Annotated in this window: 18 protein-coding genes; 11 read left to right on the top strand and 7 right to left on the bottom strand. The window is 33.5% G+C overall.

Annotation, left to right across the window (positions count from 1 at the left end; translation table 11 throughout):
• Positions 1 to 128: 128 nt before the first annotated feature.
• Positions 129 to 902: a LuxR C-terminal-related transcriptional regulator gene (locus V8G56_RS14910; protein ID WP_395439258.1), complete on the top strand. Its 774-nt coding sequence runs from the start codon at positions 129 to 131 to the stop codon at positions 900 to 902.
• Positions 903 to 1,072: 170 nt separating this feature from the next.
• Here the strand turns inward: V8G56_RS14910 and V8G56_RS14905 are convergent, their stop codons facing one another.
• Positions 1,073 to 2,353 (bottom strand): UDP-N-acetylmuramoyl-tripeptide--D-alanyl-D-alanine ligase, encoded by a 1,281-nt coding sequence (locus V8G56_RS14905; protein WP_395439257.1) that lies wholly within the window; start codon positions 2,351 to 2,353, stop codon positions 1,073 to 1,075.
• Positions 2,354 to 2,416: 63 nt separating this feature from the next.
• Positions 2,417 to 4,114, bottom strand: a complete 1,698-nt coding sequence (gldJ, locus tag V8G56_RS14900; RefSeq protein ID WP_395439256.1) for a gliding motility lipoprotein GldJ — start codon at positions 4,112 to 4,114, stop codon at positions 2,417 to 2,419.
• 261 nt (positions 4,115 to 4,375) lie between these two features.
• Here gldJ and porU point away from each other — a divergent pair, with 261 nt between their 5' ends.
• The 5 genes from porU (at position 4,376) to V8G56_RS14875 (ending at position 12,894) form a co-directional block, all read left to right on the top strand.
• Positions 4,376 to 8,245, top strand: coding sequence for a type IX secretion system sortase PorU (porU, locus tag V8G56_RS14895; protein ID WP_395439255.1), 3,870 nt, complete (start codon positions 4,376 to 4,378; stop codon positions 8,243 to 8,245).
• A 33-nt stretch (positions 8,246 to 8,278) separates the two neighbouring features.
• The gene (gene porV, locus V8G56_RS14890) at positions 8,279 to 9,523 is read left to right on the top strand and encodes a type IX secretion system outer membrane channel protein PorV (protein ID WP_395439254.1); all 1,245 of its coding nucleotides are present in this window, start codon (positions 8,279 to 8,281) and stop codon (positions 9,521 to 9,523) included.
• Positions 9,524 to 9,620: 97 nt separating this feature from the next.
• Positions 9,621 to 10,103 (top strand): cytidine deaminase, encoded by a 483-nt coding sequence (gene cdd, locus V8G56_RS14885; protein ID WP_395439253.1) that lies wholly within the window; start codon positions 9,621 to 9,623, stop codon positions 10,101 to 10,103.
• 178 nt (positions 10,104 to 10,281) lie between these two features.
• The gene (pdhA, locus tag V8G56_RS14880) at positions 10,282 to 11,280 is read left to right on the top strand and encodes a pyruvate dehydrogenase (acetyl-transferring) E1 component subunit alpha (protein ID WP_395439252.1); all 999 of its coding nucleotides are present in this window, start codon (positions 10,282 to 10,284) and stop codon (positions 11,278 to 11,280) included.
• Between the two features lie 3 nt (positions 11,281 to 11,283).
• Complete coding sequence (locus V8G56_RS14875) at positions 11,284 to 12,894, top strand: pyruvate dehydrogenase complex dihydrolipoamide acetyltransferase (RefSeq protein WP_395439251.1); 1,611 nt, start codon at positions 11,284 to 11,286, stop codon at positions 12,892 to 12,894.
• Positions 12,895 to 12,970: 76 nt separating this feature from the next.
• Here V8G56_RS14875 and V8G56_RS14870 read toward each other — a convergent pair whose 3' ends face one another.
• From V8G56_RS14870 to V8G56_RS14855, 4 genes are all read right to left on the bottom strand, one after another.
• The gene (locus V8G56_RS14870; protein ID WP_395439250.1) at positions 12,971 to 13,450 is read right to left on the bottom strand and encodes a cupin domain-containing protein; all 480 of its coding nucleotides are present in this window, start codon (positions 13,448 to 13,450) and stop codon (positions 12,971 to 12,973) included.
• Positions 13,451 to 13,460: 10 nt separating this feature from the next.
• On the bottom strand, positions 13,461 to 14,846 hold the full coding sequence (locus V8G56_RS14865) for an FAD-binding oxidoreductase (RefSeq protein ID WP_395439249.1): 1,386 nt from the start codon (positions 14,844 to 14,846) through the stop codon (positions 13,461 to 13,463).
• Positions 14,847 to 14,874: 28 nt separating this feature from the next.
• Positions 14,875 to 15,249, bottom strand: coding sequence for a group I truncated hemoglobin (locus V8G56_RS14860; RefSeq protein ID WP_395439248.1), 375 nt, complete (start codon positions 15,247 to 15,249; stop codon positions 14,875 to 14,877).
• A gap of 108 nt (positions 15,250 to 15,357) precedes the next feature.
• Positions 15,358 to 16,464 (bottom strand): nickel-binding protein, encoded by a 1,107-nt coding sequence (locus V8G56_RS14855; protein WP_395439247.1) that lies wholly within the window; start codon positions 16,462 to 16,464, stop codon positions 15,358 to 15,360.
• Positions 16,465 to 16,606: 142 nt separating this feature from the next.
• Between V8G56_RS14855 and V8G56_RS14850 the strand changes: the two genes are divergently transcribed.
• Genes V8G56_RS14850 through V8G56_RS14840 form a run of 3 tightly spaced genes read left to right on the top strand, consistent with a single transcriptional unit; the run spans position 16,607 to position 18,875 of the window.
• The gene (locus tag V8G56_RS14850) at positions 16,607 to 17,557 is read left to right on the top strand and encodes a M28 family peptidase (RefSeq protein ID WP_395439246.1); all 951 of its coding nucleotides are present in this window, start codon (positions 16,607 to 16,609) and stop codon (positions 17,555 to 17,557) included.
• Positions 17,550 to 18,233 (top strand): SDR family NAD(P)-dependent oxidoreductase, encoded by a 684-nt coding sequence (locus V8G56_RS14845; RefSeq protein ID WP_395439245.1) that lies wholly within the window; start codon positions 17,550 to 17,552, stop codon positions 18,231 to 18,233. Before V8G56_RS14850 ends, V8G56_RS14845 begins: the two co-directional genes overlap by 8 nt.
• 3 nt (positions 18,234 to 18,236) lie before the next feature.
• On the top strand, positions 18,237 to 18,875 hold the full coding sequence (locus V8G56_RS14840) for an HAD family hydrolase (RefSeq protein ID WP_395439244.1): 639 nt from the start codon (positions 18,237 to 18,239) through the stop codon (positions 18,873 to 18,875).
• A 16-nt stretch (positions 18,876 to 18,891) separates the two neighbouring features.
• Here the strand turns inward: V8G56_RS14840 and V8G56_RS14835 are convergent, their stop codons facing one another.
• Positions 18,892 to 19,821, bottom strand: a complete 930-nt coding sequence (locus V8G56_RS14835) for a mechanosensitive ion channel family protein (protein WP_395439243.1) — start codon at positions 19,819 to 19,821, stop codon at positions 18,892 to 18,894.
• A gap of 125 nt (positions 19,822 to 19,946) precedes the next feature.
• On the opposite strand from V8G56_RS14835, the gene V8G56_RS14830 reads away from it, so the two are divergent.
• Together V8G56_RS14830 and V8G56_RS14825 are read left to right on the top strand one after the other, a co-directional pair.
• A complete protein-coding gene (locus tag V8G56_RS14830; protein WP_395439242.1) occupies positions 19,947 to 20,540 on the top strand; it encodes a SprT-like domain-containing protein in 594 nt (197 codons plus the stop codon).
• A 2-nt stretch (positions 20,541 to 20,542) separates the two neighbouring features.
• Positions 20,543 to 21,622, top strand: a complete 1,080-nt coding sequence (locus tag V8G56_RS14825; protein WP_395439241.1) for a mannose-1-phosphate guanylyltransferase — start codon at positions 20,543 to 20,545, stop codon at positions 21,620 to 21,622.
• Positions 21,623 to 21,758: the final 136 nt, after the last annotated feature.

The raw sequence follows: 21,758 nt of genomic DNA, 5'->3' as shown, positions 1-21,758 counted from the left end.
TGAAAGTGTATGCGAATGTATTTGCAGGAGTGGTTTTCACTGAATCACTTTAGTAATCAAGTATGACCCACTTTTAATTTGTTTTTTTAATATTTTTTTTATCTTGCCAGCAAGTTTAATTAATTGCTATGGTTGTTAAAGATATTAAAAGTGTTTACAAAGATATTTTTAAATCTTATGATAAACCTTCGTTAGAAGAACATATCAATAAGATTATTGAACTAGATGCCTATCTGCCTTATAGTTCCACCTTTTTTTGTATAACTAATACTCAAAACCTAACCTTCGAATACATTAGTAAAAACATGTTTTCTTGCTTAGGTTTAGATATGGGAATCATGAAAACTCAAGGCATGCGGTATTTTTGGAGCAGAATGCATCCAGATGATGTTGAGTATTGGCTTCAAGCTTTAAATGAGTTAATGAACTTTACGCTTAACAATCTTCAGGTGGAAGACAGGCATAATATGAGCTATACCTGGAATTATCGTATTAAAAACGCCAAAGGTGTTTATGTTAATGTTATACAAAACACCACCCCTTTAGAATTTGATGTAAACGATAAACCGATTATAGGATTAGCACATTACACGGTTTTAGATTCAAAAATACATATGCAGGTTTCAGCTACCGCCAAATTGTTGAATGCAAACAAGGAATATGAGACTAAGTATTTTAATAATTTTTCGCAAAAATTACTTTCCAATGGAATAAGTAACAGAGAGCGGGATATTGTCAGGTTATTGGTTTTAAACTATTCAAGTAAAGACATTGCAGAAAAATTAAATATTAGTTCCAATACCGTAGACACGCATAGACGAAACATATTAAAAAAGCTAAATATCTCTTCAACCGGAGAACTCATAGGTATGATAAAAACCAATAACTCACTGGTCTTATAATTGGTTGTTATAATAGAAAAGTATAATAAAAAATACTCAATTTGAGTATTGTGAAATGTACTTTTTATTTCGATGTTTGTAATGCTATTAATTAATTCTTAGGGAGAATTTAAATTGTGTCTAATAGGAAGAAATTCCTGTTAGGCACTTTTTTTTTGGTCCAAATTATTTTATAAAAGTTCTAAAACCCTCTCTAGTGCCATGCCTCTTGATCCTTTAATGAGAAGCGTTGCAAATTCTAATTCTGATAGGTTGAAGTTATTTTTAAAATCATCAAAAGATTCAAATGTTGTTACTTTTGGTGAAACAATTTTGGTTTTGTAAAAATTAGCGCCAATTAAAATAATTTTATCTAAAAGTTGAGTAGAAGCTAAATCAACTATGTTTTGATGTTCTTTTTCTGCCTCATGTCCTAATTCAAACATGTCTCCTAAAATGGCTACTTTTATTTTGTCATTAAGTTTTTCAAAATTCAATAAGGCAGCCCGCATACTTGTTGGGTTGGCATTATAAGCATCCATGATTATTTTATGAGTGCCTGTTTGTATAACCTGTGAACGATTGTTTGAAGGAATATAGGCTTCAATAGCCTCTTTTATGAAGTTGTCATCCACTTTAAAATAATTTGCAATAGCAATGGCTATTGCAATATTGGTAAAGTTGTATTCTCCAATTAATTGGGTGTTAATAATTAAGTGGTTGTATTGTACCTTTACATTAGGTTGCGCTTCAATAAAGCCAATTTGAACATCAACATTAGCTTCCTTTCCAAAAGTAAATATATTGGCTTGTTTTGTTTTTTCTACCTGAATGGGGTCGTTAGAATTTACAAAAATGGTTTTGTTGTTTGTGATTAAAAATTCATAAATTTCGCTTTTTCCTTTTATCACACCCTCAATACCTCCAAATCCTTCTAAATGAGCCTTTCCAAAATTAGTAATAAGGCCATAATCTGGTTTGGCAATACTACATAAAAATTCAATTTCTTTTTGGTGATTTGCTCCCATTTCAACAATGCCAATTTCGGTAAATTTATCCATTAAAAGCAAGGTTAGCGGCACACCTATATGGTTGTTTAAATTTCCTTTAGTAGCAACAGTCTGATACTTTTTTGAAAGTGTTGCATTGATAAGTTCTTTGGTGGTTGTTTTGCCGTTGCTGCCTGTTAAGGCAATAATGGGAGTTTTTAAATACAATCTATGAAATGAAGCTAATTGTTGCAGGGTTGTTAAAACATCTTTAACTAAAATAGTTTGAGAGGAGCGCACATAGGATGCGTCATCAATTATGGCATACTTAGCACCTTGTTGAAGTGCTTGTTTTGCATATACATTACCATTAAAGTTATCGCCTTTAAGTGCAAAAAACATGGCGTTTTTTGTTATTTTTCTGGTGTCAGTTGAGGCTGAAGAACATTCCAGAAAAAGAGCATGTAGTTCATTTATTTCCATAAATTAAATGTATAAAAAAAGTCCTAACATTTGCTAGGACTTTTTTATAATATCAAGAATTATTTAATTCTTTGTTTTGTTTTTTGATTTTGATTTTAAGCCTACTCTAGACATGGCGCATCTAAATCCAATATAATCTGTTGCCATATCTTGAGGGAAATAACGTCTTTGAGCTGGATCTAACCAATATTCTCTGTCTTTCCAAGAGCCACCTTTATAAACTCTCACTTTATCATTTATTAAGGAAGTTCTCTCATTACTCTTATCATATTCTCTAATAAGATTTCCTAAAGAATCTCTTGTAACTGAGTGTCTTGGAGAATTATACATGTCTTTAGTTTCAGATTCCTTTTTATCAACTGATTCATCATCGTCGCCAAAACTTTGGTCAAATCTTCTAGATGATCGTCTGTCACCATCTCTAAAGTTTATTTCATCACTTTTATCAAAATTAGTTCTTAAATAGGTTTCATTTTCGTCCACTGGAACTTGTAAAATTTCACCTGGTAGGTTTCTTGCAATAATTTTACCATTTGATAAGGTATCATAAACAATATCTTCTGGTGTTACTATTTTTACAGTACCATCATCATTTAATGCATTTTTCGTATAAACGTTTCCACGGTAATAGTTGAAATCATTAAATTCATCATCAATTATTGGTCTGTAAACATCGGCAACCCATTCTGCGACATTTCCGGCCATATCATATAAACCATAATCATTAGGATCATATGATTTTACTTTATTAGTGATATCTGCACCATCGTCAGACCATCCTGCGATGCCGCCATAGTCACCTTTTCCTTGTTTAAAGTTAGCCAATTGGTCTCCTCTTATTTTTCTTTTATCAGCGCGCGTGTACTGCCCATCCCATGGATATTTTTTACGACCACGGTATAAGTTGTAACTACGGATTTCAGAAAGTCCTAATGCAGCATATTCCCATTCAGTTTCTGTTGGTAGTCTGTATTTAGGAGAAATGATTCCGGTTTCAAGAGTGGCGTAAATGTTACTTTCGTTGCCATCAGCATCTACTCTTACGTTTCTTCTGCCACGTCCATCGGCATTTATAATCTCTTCATTACCGCCATAAGTTAATGTTGGCGCGTTGATATAGGTGTCTGTGTTGAAATTTGATTCAGCACTAACATCTGTTATCATGGCATCTCTTTTAATGTAACCGGCTTCTGTTAAATTAGCTTCATTTACACGATCAGAGCGCCAATTGGCAAATTCAACTGCCTGAATCCAACTCACTCCCACTACAGGATATTCGGCATAACCTGGGTGACGTAAATAATTTTCGGTCATAACTTCGTTATAACCTAAACGGTTTCTCCAAACTAGTGTGTCTGGTAAAGCACCTAGGTAAATAGCTCTGAAATTTTCATCCGTTGGAGGATATACTCTTTTTATCCAGTCTAAATACTCAAGATACATCATGTTTGTAACTTCAGTTTCATCCATATAGAATGACTGAACATGTTGCTGATTTGGAGTATTATTCCAATCATGCATCACATCGTCCTGAACCTTACCTTTTGTAAAAGTTCCACCTTCTACAAAAACTAGTCCTGGAGAGGTTTCCTGTTCTTTGAAATCTGTGTTGTATTGAAAACCACCTTCACGGTTGTTTATTTGCCATCCTGTTGCTCTAGAACTGTTCTTAGAACTGCTAGATTTTTTACAACTAACGGTGGCTAAAGATAACGTCAAAACTAACAAAGTCTTGAATGCTAATACTCTTTTCATATCCATATGTTTAAGTAAGCTAATAAATTTTGGTGCTGCAATATAAGAATTAAACCGAATACTGCAAGCGATTTTTCACATTTTAACGAAAAAAATGTGTATTTCACCCTATTTTTGATACATTACAACGATGTTTTTATTGTTTTTTGCTGTTGTTTTGCTATGTAATAACGTTTATTTTGCTAAAATATTATTGTATTTTTGAGCCAATAATTAAAATTGCTGGTTATTTGATAATAACAAGTAATTAATAGCGTTTATTTAGCAATGAAAGAGAAATTATTACTGTTTACATTTTTTATTAGCCTATTTGTCTTTTCACAGCAAAAAAGTTACAAAATTAACTGGGATGGTTTTCAAAACTTATCAATAGGAAACTATTCTATTAACATTCCGGCTTTCAATAAAGAAAATTTTAGTTTTGATTTAGAAGAAGGATTACAATTTGTTGCCCAATGGAAATCGGGTACAACTATTGATGAAACTAATGTCGTTTTAACAAACGTATCTTATTCAGTAATGTCAGCAAGAGATCTAAAAGATTTAGACCTTACCAAGATTCCAAACAAATTAGTTTATAAACTTAAAAATGCGAAAGCTAGAAATGAACAATTTGCATTTTTTCAACTATCTCCTATTATTAAAGAGAATGGTATATTTAAAAAAGTAACCTCATTTACCATTATATATAATACAAAGCCAAGTAATGCAGCCTATGTAAATAAAATGAGCAAGGTTTTGACTAATTCAGTTTTAAATTCTGGTGAATGGTATAAGTTTTATGTAGATACTACAGGTGTTTTTAAAATTTCTAGAAGTTTTTTACAGCAACTAGGAGTTAATGTGAATAGCATAGACCCTAGAAATTTAAAGCTTTATGGAAATGGAGGTGAGATGATTCCATATTCCAATAGTATTTCTTACTCTCTAGACATACAAGAAAATGCTATTAAAATTGTTGGTGAAGATGATGGCGTTTTTAATACTGAGGACTATATTTTATTTTATGCCGTGGGCCCTAAAGGATACCAAGCTGAAAGCAATACCAATATTAACTGTTATACAGATAAAACCTATTACTTTATTAATATAAGTCCTGGTTCCGGTAAACGAATTCAAACTTTCTCTCAGCCAAGTGGAAATATTGATATGACTATTAATTCATATCAAGAATACCAGTTTCATGAAAAAGACAATTACAATATTGCTTCTCTGGGCAGGCGCTGGTTTGGTGATCGATTTGATATTGAAAATAATAAAACCTTTAGTTTTGATTTTCCGGGATTAGAAACCACTGAGCCAATTAATTTAAAAGTTTATGTGGCTGCAGTGTCTGCCTCACAATCTTCTATGCAATTAAGTGTTAACGGAAATGCTGTAAGTACATTGTCTCTTTCCGGGTCTTCAAAGCCAAGTGTTGCTAGTGAAGCGTCATATAATGGAAATTTAAATGTGGCATCCTCAACAATTTCAGTAAATCTAAATTATGATAATTCAGGAAATCCGAGTGCACTGGCCTATTTAGACTATATATCTATCGAAGCTACTAGGGGATTAAATTTTAATGGAAAACAGTTCCAATTTAAAAATAGAGCAACTGCATTATCTGCTGGGATTGGTGAATATATGATTTCAAATGCTTCACAACTTTCTGAAGTTTGGGATGTGACTGATATTTACAATGTTACTAATGCTGTAAATACTGATAGTCAGGCTAATTTTACTTTTACTTCAGCTCTGGGAACGCTTAAAGAATATGTAGCAGTGGCATCATCAGATTATTTTGAACCTAAAAGTGATGCCAATACGGTATTGAATAATCAAGACCTTAAAGGAACTATCTTTTTAAATAATCAAGGACAGTTCCAAGATATTGATTACATTATTGTTGCTCCAAATAATATGCTAAATGATGCCGAAAGATTAGCACAGATTGATAGAGTTCAATACAACTTAAATGTAAAAGTAGTTAGCTTAAATGAAATTTATAATGAGTTTAGTACGGGTAATCAGGATGTAGGTGCCATAAGGAATTTTGTCAAATATGTTTATGATAATGCCAGTTCTTCAGATAAAAGAATTAAGTATTTATGTTTGTTTGGTGATGGTTCTTTTGATTATAAAGATAGGATAGCCAATAACACCAATATTGTGCCATCATGGCACGCTTATAACAGTTTTAGTCTTACAAGTTCATATGTTTCAGATGATTTTTATGGTATGATGGATATCAATGAAGGAACCATGGCCAATAGTGATAAGTTGGATATCGCCGTTGGAAGAATTCTTGCTGATACCCCACAAAGAGCAAAAGAACTCGTTGATAAAATTGCTTCCTATCATGTAAAGGAAGCTTTTGGTAGTTGGAGAAATAACTTTGTTGTGGTATCAGATGATGTAGATCAGGATTGGGAAGGGATATTGCAAGAAACAACCGATAAGGTTGGTAATGAAGTGACACAATCAAAACCTTTTATGAATGTTGTTAAAATTCATTCAGACTCCTTTAAACAAGAGTCTTCAGCGGGAGGAAATACCTATCCTAAAGTGAATACGGAAATAGCCAATGCAATAGATAATGGTACACTGGTGATAGATTATTTTGGTCATGGAGGTGAAGAAGGATTGGCAAGTGAACGTATCTTGTTAAAACCAGACATATTAGGTTTTAGAAATTATTTAAAATTGAATTGTTTTATAACAGTTACCTGTGAATTTACAAGATTTGACAATCCTTTAAGACAGACGGCCGGTGAATTTGCTTATTGGCTTAAAGATCTCGGGTCCATTGGACTTATAACAACAACAAGACAAATTTTTGTAACCACTGGAGTCACATTAAATAATGAATTGGGAAAATATTTATTTTCGTATAATCCTGATGATGATTATGAAGATTATGAATACCCTACAATGGCTGAAGCTTTAAGGTTGACAAAAATTGATCCGGCGGTTTCGAGTATAAGCCAAAGGAGATTAGTTTTTTTTATTGGTGACCCGGCCATGAAATTGAAATTTCCTAGTCCGAATGTTAGATTAACAAAAATTAATGACATACCAATTGGGCAGGCTACTGATACACTCAAAGCTTTAAGTTATATTAAACTTGCTGGAGAAGTAACTGATATTTCAGGTAATATCCTCACAAATTATAATGGTACACTTTCAACAACTATTTATGATAAAGAAATCAATAGACAAACTTTAGCAAATGACGGCATAAGGTTAAATGGTCAACTGGTAAAGCTTGATTTTACAACGCTTGGAGAAATTATTTTTAGAGGCAAAGCAACTGTTTCAAACGGATTGTTCGAATTTGATTTTGTAGTACCAAAAGATATTGGAGTTCCGGTTGGCTTTGGAAAAGTGAGTTTTTATGCTGAAAATGGGGTGACTCTTGAGGACCAAACGGGCTCAAGCATTAATACCGTTAAAATTGGAGGTGTCAATGAAAATGCCCCTGCAGATGATACTGGTCCGTTAATAACGCTTTATATGAATGATGAGAGTTTTGTTTCAGGAGGCATCACGAATGAGTCGCCAATATTACTTGTTAAACTAGAGGACCTCAATGGTATCAATACGGCTAGTGGAATTGGTCATGATATTGTTGCTATTTTAGATGGTGATGAAACAAATCCATTCATCCTAAATGATTATTATCAAACAGAGTTAGATAATTACCAAAAAGGCGTGGTAAGTTTTCCTTTTAGAGACTTAGCACCGGGGCTTCATACCTTAACAATTAAAGCCTGGGATGTTTATAACAATTCGTCAACTGCAGAAATTCAATTTATTGTATATGACCAAAATCAAGAGCTGGTTATAAATAATGTATTAAATTACCCGAATCCTTTTGTGAATTACACAGAATTTTGGTTTAATCACAATAGTTCTGATGTTTTAGACGTTTCTATTCAGATATTTACTGTATCGGGAAAATTGGTGAGGACCTTAAATGGACAAACTAATGGGGGAATATATAATACTAGTAGCTTATCAAGAGACATAGTATGGGATGGAAGAGATGATTTTGGGGATAAAATTGGCAAAGGTGTTTATATATATAAGTTAACAGTAAGGTCGCCTTTGTTAAATAAAAAAGTTGAAAAAATTGAGAAACTTGTCATACTGTAAATAAAATTTATATTTTTAAATTAAATTAGCTTCATGAAAAAATTAATATTATCCATTTCTATATTTTTACTGATTATTAAAGTAAATGCTCAAACAACCATAATTCCGAATGCAAATGATAGTAGAGTTATTACAACGGGAATTCCTTTTGTATTAATAGCTTCTGATGCACGGGCTGCTTCCTTGGGAGACATGGGTGTCGCAACCTCTGTAGATGCGTATTCTCAACAATGGAATTCATCCAAATATGTGTTTTCTGAAACCAAGTCAGGTATTGGGGTCAGTTATACCCCATATCTAAGTAAATTGGTAAATGATATTTTCTTGGGAAATATCACTTATTTCAATAGGATCGATGAAAGAAGTGCTTTTGCAGCGAGCTTAAGGTATTTTTCTTTAGGAGATATTGAATTTGTGTCTGATGAATTTTCAACAGCCCTGATTCAACGACCTAATGAACTTACTATTGACGGTTCTTATGCATTAAGATTGTCAGATCAATTTGCTATGTCTGTGGCTATGCGTTATTTGCGATCTGATTTAAGACTAGATGGCGTAGATGGTGATGCAACACCGGCCAGTACTTTTGGTGTGGATATTTCAGGATATTATCAGAGTGAAGAAAATGCTTATGGCGATTTTAATGGCCGATGGAGAATGGGATTCGCCATTCAAAATTTAGGTCCTAAATTTAAATACGATCAAGGTGGTCAAGAGAATTTTCAACCTACAAACCTGAGGTTAGGAGCTGGTTTTGATTTTATTTTTGATCAATATAATAAAGTATCAGTGACCGCTGAAGTGGCTAAGCTATTGGTTCCAACTCCTCCAATTTATGGTACCGAGTTTAACTATACAGACGAAAATGGTAATGGACAATATGATGAGAATGTTGATACACTAGGAGAGCAAATATCTCAAGTTAATGGTGTTATCTACAAAGGACAAGATCCAAATGTTGATTTTTTATCAGGTATTTTTCAATCTTTTGGAGATGCCCCAGGTGGATTTAGTGAAGAGTTGAAGGAATTTACATGGTCTTTAGGTGCTGAATATTTATATCAGGACTCCTTTGCTTTTAGAGCAGGTTATTTTAACGAAAGTGAAGAAAAAGGAGCTAGAAAATTTTTAGCATTAGGAGCAGGATTTAAATATAATGTTGTCAATATTGATTTATCCTACTTATTCTCTGCTTCTAAGGTTCAAAGCCCATTAGAGAATACCTTGCGTTTTTCATTAACATTTAATATTGGGGCAGGAACTTATAACGAGTATTAATTTATAATGTAAATAAATATAAAAACTATTGTTCTATCAAGGAGCAATAGTTTTTTAGTTTCAAATTGTTTCTTAACTTTAATTAAGGAAATATTATATGAAAGAAATAAAAATAGAATCAACTATTTATGTTTTTGATAGTTTAGAAGAATTACCAAAAGAAGTTATATTGTTGATGAATAAGGCAATTGAAGCAAGAGAGAAAGCATACGCGCCTTATTCTAATTTTAGTGTAGGCGCTGCTTTGCTTTTAGACAATAATGAAATTATTACGGGTAGTAATCAGGAAAATGCTTCTTATCCCTCAGGATTATGTGCAGAGCGCACCGCTATTTATTATGCCAACTCGCAGTATCCAAACAATAAAATTGTTAGAATGGCCATTACTGCTGGGTCCAAAAAAAATAAAACTACGGATCCAATACCACCATGCGGTGCCTGCCGACAGGCAATTGCTGAATATGAAGTAAAACAAGAATCGCCAATAGAAATTTATTTTATGGGTGAAATAGGTAAAATCGCAAAATCAGATTCTTTAGCTAATTTGCTTCCCTTCATTTTTGATAAATCGGTGCTATAACGTTTTCGTAATAAAAAGTAAATCTTAGTTTATTTTCAAAACGGATATTTGAGTTCAATTCTATTGATTTTAGAGACTTTTTTGCATTTTTTTGATACTTAATTTGAGTTTAGGTTTTTGCAATAGAAAGCAATGTATTACTTTTGTCATTCGCATAATTAAAACACAATATTAGTCGATGCAAAAAATCACTAAAAATACATACCTAAAATGGTATGAAGACATGCTTTTCTGGAGAAAATTTGAGGATAAGCTGGCAGCCGTTTATATCCAACAAAAAGTAAGAGGTTTTCTTCATTTGTATAATGGACAAGAGGCTATATTAGCTGGGGCATTACATGCAATGGATTTAACCAAAGATAAGATGATAACAGCCTATAGAAATCACGTTCAACCAATAGGTATGGGTGTGGACCCTAGACGTGTTATGGCTGAATTATATGGAAAAGCAACGGGGACCTCTCAAGGATTAGGTGGTTCCATGCACATATTTTCGAAAGAACACCGTTTTTACGGAGGTCATGGTATTGTAGGAGGACAAATTCCTTTAGGTGCAGGTATTGCATTTGGTGATAAATACCATGGTAGTGATGCTGTTACTTTATGTTGTTTTGGTGATGGTGCAGCTCGTCAGGGTTCATTACATGAAACCTTTAACTTAGCTATGTTGTGGAAGTTACCAGTGGTTTTTGTTTGTGAAAACAATGGGTATGCAATGGGTACTTCAGTGGCGCGTACTGCAAGTCATACCGATATTTGGAAGTTAGGTAAAGGCTATGAAATGCCATGTGGACCAGTAGATGGTATGAATCCAATAAAAGTAGCAGAAGCTTTTGATGAAGCTATTCAGAGAGCAAGACGTGGTGACGGACCAACATTTTTAGAGTTGAAAACATACCGTTACAGAGGACATTCTATGAGTGATGCACAACATTATCGTACTAAAGATGAGGTTGAAGAGTATAAAAAAATTGATCCTATCACGCAAGTAAAGAAAATAATTTTAGAAAAAAATTACGCTTCAGAAGCGGATATAAAAATTATTGATAAACGTGTTAAAGATTTGGTAGATGAGTGTGAAAAATTTGCTGATGAATCTCCATATCCGGATAAAAATGTCATGTATGATGTGGTATATGAGCAAGAAAACTATCCATTTATACAACATAAATTATAAGCTATGGCAGAAATAATAAATATGCCTCGATTAAGCGATACCATGGAAGAAGGTACTGTGGCTACTTGGTTGAAAAAAGTGGGAGATAAAATAAGTGAAGGAGATATTTTGGCTGAAATTGAAACCGATAAGGCTACCATGGAATTTGAATCCTTTCATGAAGGCACCTTACTTCATATTGGTGTTCAAGAAGGTGAAACCACCAAAGTGGATACTTTGTTGGCTATTATAGGCGAAAAAGGTGAAGATATTTCTGGCCTTTTAAAAGGGACGGGTTCAACTGAAAAAGCGGATGTAAAAGAATCTGATAAAGAGGTAAAAACTGAAGCAACTATAACAAAAAGTGAAGTAAATATACCTGAAGGTGTGACGGTTGTAACTATGCCACGACTAAGTGACACGATGGAAGAAGGTACCGTAGCTTCTTGGTTAAAAAAAGTTGGTGATCAGGTAAATGAAGGAGAAATATTAGCAGAAATTGAAACAGATAAGGCTACTATGGAATTTGAATCATTCCAATCGGGCACTTTATTATATATTGGTATACAACCTGGAGAATCGGCAAAAATAGATTCTTTACTTGCCATCATTGGTCCGGCAGGAACAGATGTTTCAAATATTGCAGCTAATTTTTCTGTAAATTCTGACTCTGTAGCAGCACCAGAAACAGTTAAGGTAGAAGAATCTCCCAAACAAGAAATTGTTCAGCAGGAAGTTAAAACTGTGGTATCAACTCCGGTCCAAACCTCTTCTAATGGAAGATTATATGTATCTCCACTGGCCAAAAAAATGGCAGAGGAGAAAGGTATTAACTTATCACAAGTAGTGGGTTCTGGAGAGAAAGGAAGAATTGTGAAGCGTGATGTAGAGAATTTTAAGCCGGTTGCAGCTTCTTCAGTGGCTTCAGTGGGTAAATTTGTAGCTACTGGTCAAGAAGATTTTGATGAGAAACCAAACTCACAAATGCGAAAGGTAATAGCTAAGCGCTTGGCAGAGTCTAAATTCACAGCGCCTCATTATTATTTAAATGTAGAGTTTGATATGGAAAACGCGATCGCCTTCCGTAATCAGTTTAATACCATTCCGGACACTAAAATATCTTATAATGATATGGTTGTTAAAGCCTGTGCTTTAGCTTTAAAACAACACCCACAAGTAAACTCACAATGGTTTGCAGATAAAATGCGTTTAAACAATCATGTGCATATTGGGGTTGCTGTTGCTGTTGAAGATGGCTTAGTGGTACCTGTGGTTAAGTTTGCTAATGAACAAAGCTTACCTCAAATAGGTGCTGCAGTCAAAGATTTTGCTGGTAGAGCAAGAAGTAAGAAGCTAACGCCTGCAGAAATGGAAGGAAGTACTTTTACAGTTTCTAACTTAGGAATGTTTGGAATTGAAAGTTTTACATCTATTATAAATCAGCCAAATTCGGCTATTCTTTCAGTGGGAAATATTGTTGAGAAGCCGGTAGTTAAAAATGGTCAGATAGTTGTAGGAAATACAATGAAGCTTAGTTTAGCATGTGATCACAGAACCGTTGATGGTGCTACTGGAGCTCAATTCCTTCAAACATTAAAAGGGTATATTGAAAATCCTGTTACTATGCTGGTTTAAGTAATTTATATAATACTAAAAAAAGCCACTACATTTTTGTAGTGGCTTTTTTGTTTTTGAGGAGTTTAAATTAGGTTTAATCTGTTATTGCAATGGGGAAGGCATCAAAAGGCTCTACAAGTGCAATAAATAGAACACAATCACCTTTGTCAAGACATTTAGCTGAATGTGGTTTTTTAGCAGGACCATAAGCGTAAGAACCCATTTTCATAAGTTGGGATGGTTCTCCTTCGTATTGAACTTCCATTTCACCAGAGATTAAGATCATGCGTTCTTGAGAATGGTGCCAATGCTCGGGTACTTCTGTATTTGCAGGAACTTTAAAAAAGACATCCAAATTAGGTTGACTCATATCACCATGTAAAACGGTGAATGTGCAACTTGGTAAAAAATCTGGTGCGGGATGCCAAATTAAGTCTTTATTATTGACTGTTTTGATTTCCGATGGCTCTGGTATTTGCTCATTATTGTTTTGAGCAATACATAATGACGAAAATAAAAATAGGAGTATTATAAGTCCTATTCTTTCATTAAAATAGCTAGATATTGTAATCATAATTATAATGTTATGGTTTGATATTTTGGTTAACTCTAAATAAATTAGTTGGATCATATTGCTTTTTTATTTTCACTAATCGAGCATAGTTATTTCTATAACTAGCTTGTACACGTTCTTGTCCTTCATCCATCATAAAATTTGAATAAGCACCTCCAGAGGAATAAGGATGTAGAGCTTCCCAATATGCTTTACACCAGTCTGTAATTTTATCTGCTTTTTTTGGATCCGGATCTACGCCTACAATAACGCCAGCATATTTAGCATCTCGATATGCCCAAGGGGTATCTTCCGTTTTTACTCTACTTGCTGCGCCACTAATGGGGTATAAATGCATTTGAGATAATGGTGTAGGTATACTAGAGCCAAATTTTAAATGTTGTTTTCTAACTTCTGGACCTAATTCATTAAAGAAATCTGCTCTCCAATACCATTGTAAACCTGGCGGCAATAATCCATCAAAAAGCGTTTGAATAGATGGATAAGGCATTTCTCCAACGTGAGCAAAAACAGGTTCTAAGTCCATTGCTGGTTTAATTAACTTATCAAATTTATCTTGGCTACCAGTATAACACCATACAATGCCGCAATATTGGTTTCCATGTAAAAAATCTGGAAAAGGAGGGCCAGGAATAACCATAGTAGCGATAAATCCATTTAACTCGTCTGGAGCATTATGGACGAATTTATGATACCAGGCCATAATTTCTTCAGTTTTTTCAATGGGCCACAACGTTGGACCTCCAATAACTGTTTTTACTGGATGTGCTTGAAATTTAAAGGAAGTTACAATGCCGAAGTTGCCCCCGCCACCGCGAATGGCCCAAAACAAATCGGTATTTTGATCTTTATTTACGGTGACAAAGGAACCATCGGCTAAAACCATATCGGCTTCTAATAAATTATCAATGGTTAACCCATATTTCCTGGATAAATGTCCAACGCCACCACCTAAAGTAAGGCCGCCAACTCCAGTTGTAGAGATAATACCGGCAGGTACTGCCAGTCCAAAGGGATGGGTTGCATGATCAACTTCACCCCAAAGATTCCCGCCACCAACTCTAACTGTATTATTTGAAAGGTCTACTCTTACAAATTTTAATCCAGATAAATCAATAACTAATCCATCGTCACACAATCCTAAGCCGCCACCATTATGGCCGCCACCTCTTACAGCTATTAATAAGTCATTATCTCTTCCAAAATTGACAGCAGCTATGACATCGGCTACATCCACACACATAACAAAAAGTCCGGGATGTTTACTGATCATCCCGTTATACACTTTTCGGGTTTCGTTATATTTAGAATCAGATGGTTTTATAAGTTCACCTCTTAATTTTGAGGCTAGGCCTTCAATTATGTCAGGCTTTAAATTTTTAACTAATGTTTTCATTTGGTTGGTTTTAGTTGGTTACAATTACTTATTTTCTAATCATCATTCCTTTTAATGACCATAGAATAGCTAAGACATCTTTTTTAGAGTCTTCATCAATTTTATTTTTATCAAGAGCCATAAAAATATCATCCATTACGTGCATGTATTCTGTAGGACTTATATTCATACCCGTATGGGCAGTTACCATATCTTTTCCTTTATAATTATTTGGTCCTCCACTACCGGCAACAAAAAAATCAATCGTGTGGTTTTTTATAATAGCCAATCGCTCAGGTTGCTCTTTTAAAGGAAGAAATCGTGCATTTACTGCTGTGTTGTTCATATGGTTTTCAACGGTATCATCAACGATTGTTGAAATCCCTTCACGACCGCCAAGTCTTTCAAATAGTGTTTTAGTCATTTTATTTATAGTATTGGTTATAAACCAAAGCTATTAACTAATAGGGGAAACGACAGCTAAATTTAATTCAAACAATTATAAATTTGAGCCATTTTTAATAAATGAAATCTAGATAGTGTGCTGTTGAATATATTTAGAAGGCAGAATGTGGTATTTTTCAAAAAAGCATTTTGAGAAATAGGCCGGACTATTGAAACCTGATTCAAAGGCAATTTCTGAAATGTTTCCATGTTGTTTATACAATAATTTTAAAGCTTTATGTAATCTGAATTCTTTTAAAAAATTATTAGGAGATTGACCCGTAAGATTTTTTAATTTTCTGTTCAATTGTGATTTGCTATACCCTAAGGCCTTACTAAAATAATTGACATTAAAATCTGATTTATGCCATTTATCTTCTATAAAATCCATTAACTGTGTTAGAAATTTTTCATCAGTAGCTCTTAAAATTCTTACAGACGCTCTATCAACCGTTGCATTTCTGTTTTCACTTTCATAAAGCGCATTAACTTCATTTGTGATTACAAAGGGTTCTTTTATAATATCACACATACGGGTTGCTAAAGTTATAGCCTCTTCAAAAATATTTTCCTTAGTGGTTACAGGTGTACCCGAACTTAATGCAATGTTAAGTTTTCTACTTGAAGGGTCAAATTTAGGCGTGACATATTTAAATTGAAAATGAATTTTTTGAGCACATAAAACGGCATCAGTAACCGATTTAAAAGACACTAAATAATTATTATTATCTTTTTTTATAATACGGCCATTAAATTTATTTAATCTTTTGGCGACGCTATTATGAAACTTTTGAGTGAAAATTGTAAACTGATTAGCTTCCAGTCTGTCCAGATAATTACTCGTTTCAATAACCATTAAAACTCTAAATGCCGGATCGTTTATTATATTTAACTCCGTATTTTGGGATTTTTCCGGGTCTTCAATACGCCCCAAGAAAGATTCTACTATCGTTTCGTTAACTTCTATAATACTATGTGGGTACTCACCATGGGCATGATTGTGCATATCCTGAAGCGCCTTTTTGTTTGGTGCCTCAATCAAACAAAAAGCAGTTCTTCTCTGTTCATCACACCAATAAGTCATGCCTTTGCAACCATATAAATGTTGCACTTTCAAGTCCTCTTGATGCATTTGTGCTACATGTTCTGCAGTAACTCCTTCAGGTATTTCATGACGGTCCATGTAAAGTGGCATAGTATCTATTTTTACACAAGTTAATGATTATTAGTGTATTATTCAAAAAAAAGGAATTGCTGAAATGTAATGATCTTTGATTGTAGAATAAAAGTAATGTGTAGCGTTTTGTTTTTTTTATCTTTAAGCTCAAAAATATTATATGAAGAGAATAGGAGCTGTTTTGTGTTTGATAATTTGTATTAGCTGCAAAATATCTGTTGATAACCCAATTAAAAGAAATGAAATTTCTATTGATCAAGTGAAAGAACATGTTGAATTTTTGACATCTGATGCATTGCAAGGTCGCAATACAGGAACCACAGGAATTGAAATGGCAGCGCGATATATTGAAAATGTATTTACTAAAAATAATATTAAACCCTATTTTGAAACTTTTAGGGACACCTTCAATATAAAAGATATTGTTGGTTATAATATTGTTGGAATTATTGAAGGCAATGACCCAAAGTTAAAAGATGAATATGTAATTATTGGGGCCCATTATGATCATATAGGCTTTAAAACTAAAGTTGATAATGATTCCATTGCTAATGGCGCTAATGATAATGCTGCGGGAACTACTGCTGTTTTAGCATTAGCTAAATATTTGGCAAAAGAAAAAATGAACAAGCGCAGTATTATTATTGCTTTATTTTCTGGTGAAGAATTGGGGCTTGTAGGTTCTGAACATTTGGCTGAAAAGTTAAATAAGAGGAATTTAAATCTGTATACCATGCTTAATTTTGAAATGATCGGCGTGCCTTTTAAGGATAGAGATTATGAAGCTTTTGTAACGGGATATGATTTATCAAATATGGCTCAGGTTATGAATAACTCTATAGGCTCAAATTATATTGGAAGATCAGAAGTTGCAATTAGATACAATTTATTTAAGCAATCAGATAATTACGCGTTTTATCAAGTTTTTAGAGTGCCAAGCCAAACAATTTCAAGTTGCGATTTATCAAATTATGATTATTACCATCATGTGGATGATGAAGCTGATAAGTTAGATTATGAGCACATGACAAAATTGATTAACAAAATGATTCCAGCAATACAAAATATTTGTAATTCGGCTACTAAAGAAATAAAAATGACTCATGAGTAAGCATATTATTATAACAGGAACGAGTAGAGGTATTGGTTTTGAATTAGTACAGTTATTTGCAAATTCAGGACACAAGGTATTAGCGCTTTCTCGTAATGAGAAGCCAATTCATAACCTGAAACTTAAAAACGTCACGGCATTTTCATTTGATTTAAGTAATAAAAATGATTACAAAAAAGTTGAAGACTTCATTAAATCAGAATGGCAACAGGTAGATGTATTAATTAATAATGCGGGCGCATTATTGAACAAACCATTTGCCGAAACAACCATGGATAATTTTGAAACCATTTATAAAACCAATGTTTTTGGAGTTTCAGAGTTAACCCGCGTGGTTTTGCCTTACATGAAAAAGGAAAGTCATGTGGTGACCATAAGTTCTATGGGTGGTGTTCAGGGGAGTATGAAATTTCCGGGACTGGCGGCCTACAGCTCCAGTAAAGCGGCTGTTATTACACTGACTGAATTGTTGGCGGAAGAGTATAAAGAAACAGGGCCGTCATTTAATGTATTAGCATTGGGAGCTGTACAGACGGAAATGCTTGAAGAGGCTTTTCCTGGCTATAAAGCGCCAACTACAGCTATAGAAATGGCACAATATATCTTCGATTTTTCATTAAATGGAAATAAATACTACAATGGAAAACTGCTCCAAGTTTCAAACTCTACGCCTTAATCTATGAGTCAATACAAGTGTGTGATTTTTGATTGTGATGGTGTTTTGGTAGATAGTGAACCTATAGGTAATCAAATTTTAGTGGATATGGCGAACCATCTTGGCGCTGACATAGATTTGACTTTTGCTATGAACCATTTTAAAGGCAGCCATTTTAAAGAATGTCTTGCTATTATTTCAAAATTAGTTACCCAACCCATTCCAGAAGTTTTTGAAGCGGAATACAGAAGCCGAAGTTTAGAGGCATTTGAAAAACATTTAAAACCTATAGATGGTGTTACCCAAGTTATTGAACAATTACAACTGCCTTTTTGTGTGGCTTCTAGTGGTATGGAATCTAAGATGAAATTTAATTTAAATCTGGTGGGTTTATTACCCCATTTTGAAAACAAACTATTTAGCTGTTATACCATTCAAAAATTTAAACCAGAACCCGATGTATTTTTATGGGCCGCCAAAACGATGGGTTTTGAGCCTCATGAATGTGTGGTTATTGAAGATAGTGTTATAGGTGTAAAAGGCGCTCTAAAAGGAGGTTTTGATGTGTTTGGGTTTACCGCACATGATTCTAATAATGAATTAGAGGGATTGTGTACCAAAACTTTTGATAATATGAATGATTTATTAGGGATGATTTTATGATTTTTTTGAAAAGCATTTAATCCTTTTTATCGAAGTTTTCTATTTCCTTTTTAACATGAACGGTAGGGATCTGAACAATTTCAAACGTTGCAGATGCTAAAACAACCTTGCCATTAGTTTTTTCAAAAGCTTTTCCAATTAATTCATTTAAGGTATGCTTTGTAAGCCTTCTTTTTTTATAATCTACTATGTATCTTAAGTTAAATTCAATCCAGTTATCAGTCATTTTAATAGCTATAGAAGGATCCACTTGGGCATTTTCAATATAATATTTATCCACCACTTCTTTCCATTTAGCAATGGATGCTGCAACAAATTCAGAAAGTGTTTCAGAAGCAATTTTTGAGACAATGGTTTTTGCTAATTCTATATCAGAGCCGTATCTAATGGGTAAATTAAATTCATCCCATATAAAAGGAAAGTCTTGTGAATAATTATAGACGGGTCCTTTAAAAACAAAGGCGTTGCTTAGTTTTACAATCCTGCCACTATAATTATCACTAGTCACCCATTGTCCAATTTCCATCATAGTTGTGTAAAGACTGTCAATATCAATAACATCGCCTTTTATACCATTTATTTCAATCCGGTCACCAGGTTTGTAAACTTTTACAAAAAATATAAAAACGGAACCGGCAAGACTTAAAATAAGTTCTTGTAATGTAATAGTTATGCCGGCAGTTAATAAGCCAATGGCCAGGGTAAAATCTTTAATGTTACCTGTAAAATAAGAGATGGTCATTAAAAACACCAAAACATAACCTACAATTTCAATTATCTTTTGTGACTTATATCTTGCGGGTGTATGGGCAACATTTTTTTTTAATTGTTTTTTAATAAATTGAAGTACTATTAAAATACAGAATAGCCAGATGAGGTATTTAACAATATTTAAAGCGGTGGGATGCTCAATAAACCAATCTCTAATTGTATTTAATAGTTCCATTTTGAATTCAAATTAAAAGATAATTTGAAATTTAATGTGGTGATTTTCTATTTCAACCTAAGTTAGCGATTTTAGAGGAAAAAATCAATTCTTTTTACTTACAATAATTCTCTTATTTTTGTGAGATGCAAAACACGCTTCAAGAGTATATTCCGCAACAAGCCATACCTATGGTTTTAAATCTTTTAAAGCATGACCATTTAACAGTTAAAATTAAAAATGAACGCAAAACGCGTCATGGTGATTATATGCGCTTGCCTAATGGGAAGCATCAAATTACGGTAAATTCAAATCTTAATCACTACAGGTTTTTAATTACACTTATTCATGAAATCGCTCATTTTGAAGCTTATAAAGCCTTTGGAAGATTTATAAAACCACATGGGTTGGAATGGAAGCGCACGTTTCAGCACCTCATGTTGCCCTTTTTAAATCCGGAAGTTTTTCCTAATGAGCTATTGCCACTTTTGGCTAAGCATTTTAAAAACCCAAAAGCATCCAGCGATACTGACGTAGCATTGGCCTATGCCCTTAAGCAATTTGACGATACTACTAATAAAACCTATGTTTTTGAATTACCTTTGGGTGGTACTTTTAAATTATACAATGGTAAAGTATTTAAAAAAATGCACAAACGGGTAAAACGTTATGAGTGCATAGAAATAAAAACAGGAAAGTTGTATCTTTTCAATCCTAATGTTGAAGTAGAATTAATTTAATTATGAATAAAAATTATTATGCCATTTTAATGGCAGGAGGCGTGGGCTCAAGATTTTGGCCAGTAAGTACTGAAGAATTTCCGAAACAATTTCATGATATGTTGGGAACGGGTGATACCCTTATACAAAAAACCTTTAACAGACTTGCTAAATTGATTCCGCGGGAAAACATTTTCATTTTAACTAATGAACGCTATAATGATTTGGTTTTTGAACAATTGCCTACAGTTACAAAACGACAAGTGGTTTTAGAACCGGCCATGCGAAATACAGCGCCATGTATTTTATATGCCTCCTTAAAAATTCAAAAAGAAAACCCGGATGCTATTATGATCGTAGCGCCAAGTGATCATTGGATTGAAGATGAAACTACCTTTTCAAATAATGTAAAACAAGCCTTTGATTTTTGTTCAAGCAATGATGCACTTATGACGCTTGGTATTCAGCCCACCTTTCCAAACACTGGTTATGGGTATATTGAATTTGATAAAACAACTTCCAACGACATTAAATCGGTAAATCAGTTCAGAGAAAAACCAGACTATGAAACCGCTAAAGAGTTTATATCACAAGGAAATTTCCTTTGGAATGCCGGTATCTTTATGTGGAGTGTAAAAAGTGTGGTTGCTGCTTTTCAAAATAATCAACCGGTATTGTATGAGTTGTTTAAATCTGGTCTACCTAAATATAATACGGATCTTGAGTATGATTTTATTCAAGAAAATTATGCCAAATCTGAAAATATTTCAGTGGATTATGCCATTATGGAAACCTCAATAAATGTATATGTGATAGCCGCTGAATTTGACTGGAATGATCTGGGTACCTGGGGAAGTTTATATGATAAACTAGATAAAGATACTAATGGTAATGCGGTCGTTAATACCAGAACCTTAACAGAAGATGCCTCCGGTAATATGATAAGAACGGCTAACAATAAAATTGTAGTTGTTGACGGATTGCAAGATTATATTATTGTTGATAAAGAAGATGTTTTACTTATTTACCCTAAGTCGAAGGAACAAGATATTAAAAAGGTCCTTCAAAAAGTTAAGGGAAAATTTGGAGAACAATACGGTTAAAATATGAAATGATTTTATTTATAGTACAGAAATATAATTGTAGATATTTATTTTATATCTTAGTCTGTAGCTGAAAACTTGTTACTTAAAGTCATAAAATTTCAGGTAGTTAAAGCTGATTTTACAATAAGTTATT

Source organism: Gaetbulibacter aquiaggeris (assembly GCF_044003965.1).
Taxonomy (GTDB): Bacteria; Bacteroidota; Bacteroidia; order Flavobacteriales; family Flavobacteriaceae; genus Yeosuana; species Yeosuana aquiaggeris.
The sequence above is the reverse complement of the archived record's forward strand: the minus strand, read 5'-3'. Positions and strand labels throughout refer to the sequence as shown.

What these genes read in the sequence shown, in the direction of transcription:
- V8G56_RS14910 (WP_395439258.1), top strand. Translation starts at nt 129, where the DNA reads ATGGTTGTTAAAGATATTAAAAGTGTTTACAAAGATATTTTTAAATCT.
- V8G56_RS14905 (WP_395439257.1), bottom strand. Translation starts at nt 2,353, where the DNA reads ATGGAAATAAATGAACTACATGCTCTTTTTCTGGAATGTTCTTCAGCC.
- gldJ (WP_395439256.1), bottom strand. Translation starts at nt 4,114, where the DNA reads ATGGATATGAAAAGAGTATTAGCATTCAAGACTTTGTTAGTTTTGACG.
- porU (WP_395439255.1), top strand. Translation starts at nt 4,376, where the DNA reads ATGAAAGAGAAATTATTACTGTTTACATTTTTTATTAGCCTATTTGTC.
- porV (WP_395439254.1), top strand. Translation starts at nt 8,279, where the DNA reads ATGAAAAAATTAATATTATCCATTTCTATATTTTTACTGATTATTAAA.
- cdd (WP_395439253.1), top strand. Translation starts at nt 9,621, where the DNA reads ATGAAAGAAATAAAAATAGAATCAACTATTTATGTTTTTGATAGTTTA.
- pdhA (WP_395439252.1), top strand. Translation starts at nt 10,282, where the DNA reads ATGCAAAAAATCACTAAAAATACATACCTAAAATGGTATGAAGACATG.
- V8G56_RS14875 (WP_395439251.1), top strand. Translation starts at nt 11,284, where the DNA reads ATGGCAGAAATAATAAATATGCCTCGATTAAGCGATACCATGGAAGAA.
- V8G56_RS14870 (WP_395439250.1), bottom strand. Translation starts at nt 13,450, where the DNA reads ATGATTACAATATCTAGCTATTTTAATGAAAGAATAGGACTTATAATA.
- V8G56_RS14865 (WP_395439249.1), bottom strand. Translation starts at nt 14,846, where the DNA reads ATGAAAACATTAGTTAAAAATTTAAAGCCTGACATAATTGAAGGCCTA.
- V8G56_RS14860 (WP_395439248.1), bottom strand. Translation starts at nt 15,249, where the DNA reads ATGACTAAAACACTATTTGAAAGACTTGGCGGTCGTGAAGGGATTTCA.
- V8G56_RS14855 (WP_395439247.1), bottom strand. Translation starts at nt 16,464, where the DNA reads ATGCCACTTTACATGGACCGTCATGAAATACCTGAAGGAGTTACTGCA.
- V8G56_RS14850 (WP_395439246.1), top strand. Translation starts at nt 16,607, where the DNA reads ATGAAGAGAATAGGAGCTGTTTTGTGTTTGATAATTTGTATTAGCTGC.
- V8G56_RS14845 (WP_395439245.1), top strand. Translation starts at nt 17,550, where the DNA reads ATGAGTAAGCATATTATTATAACAGGAACGAGTAGAGGTATTGGTTTT.
- V8G56_RS14840 (WP_395439244.1), top strand. Translation starts at nt 18,237, where the DNA reads ATGAGTCAATACAAGTGTGTGATTTTTGATTGTGATGGTGTTTTGGTA.
- V8G56_RS14835 (WP_395439243.1), bottom strand. Translation starts at nt 19,821, where the DNA reads ATGGAACTATTAAATACAATTAGAGATTGGTTTATTGAGCATCCCACC.
- V8G56_RS14830 (WP_395439242.1), top strand. Translation starts at nt 19,947, where the DNA reads ATGCAAAACACGCTTCAAGAGTATATTCCGCAACAAGCCATACCTATG.
- V8G56_RS14825 (WP_395439241.1), top strand. Translation starts at nt 20,543, where the DNA reads ATGAATAAAAATTATTATGCCATTTTAATGGCAGGAGGCGTGGGCTCA.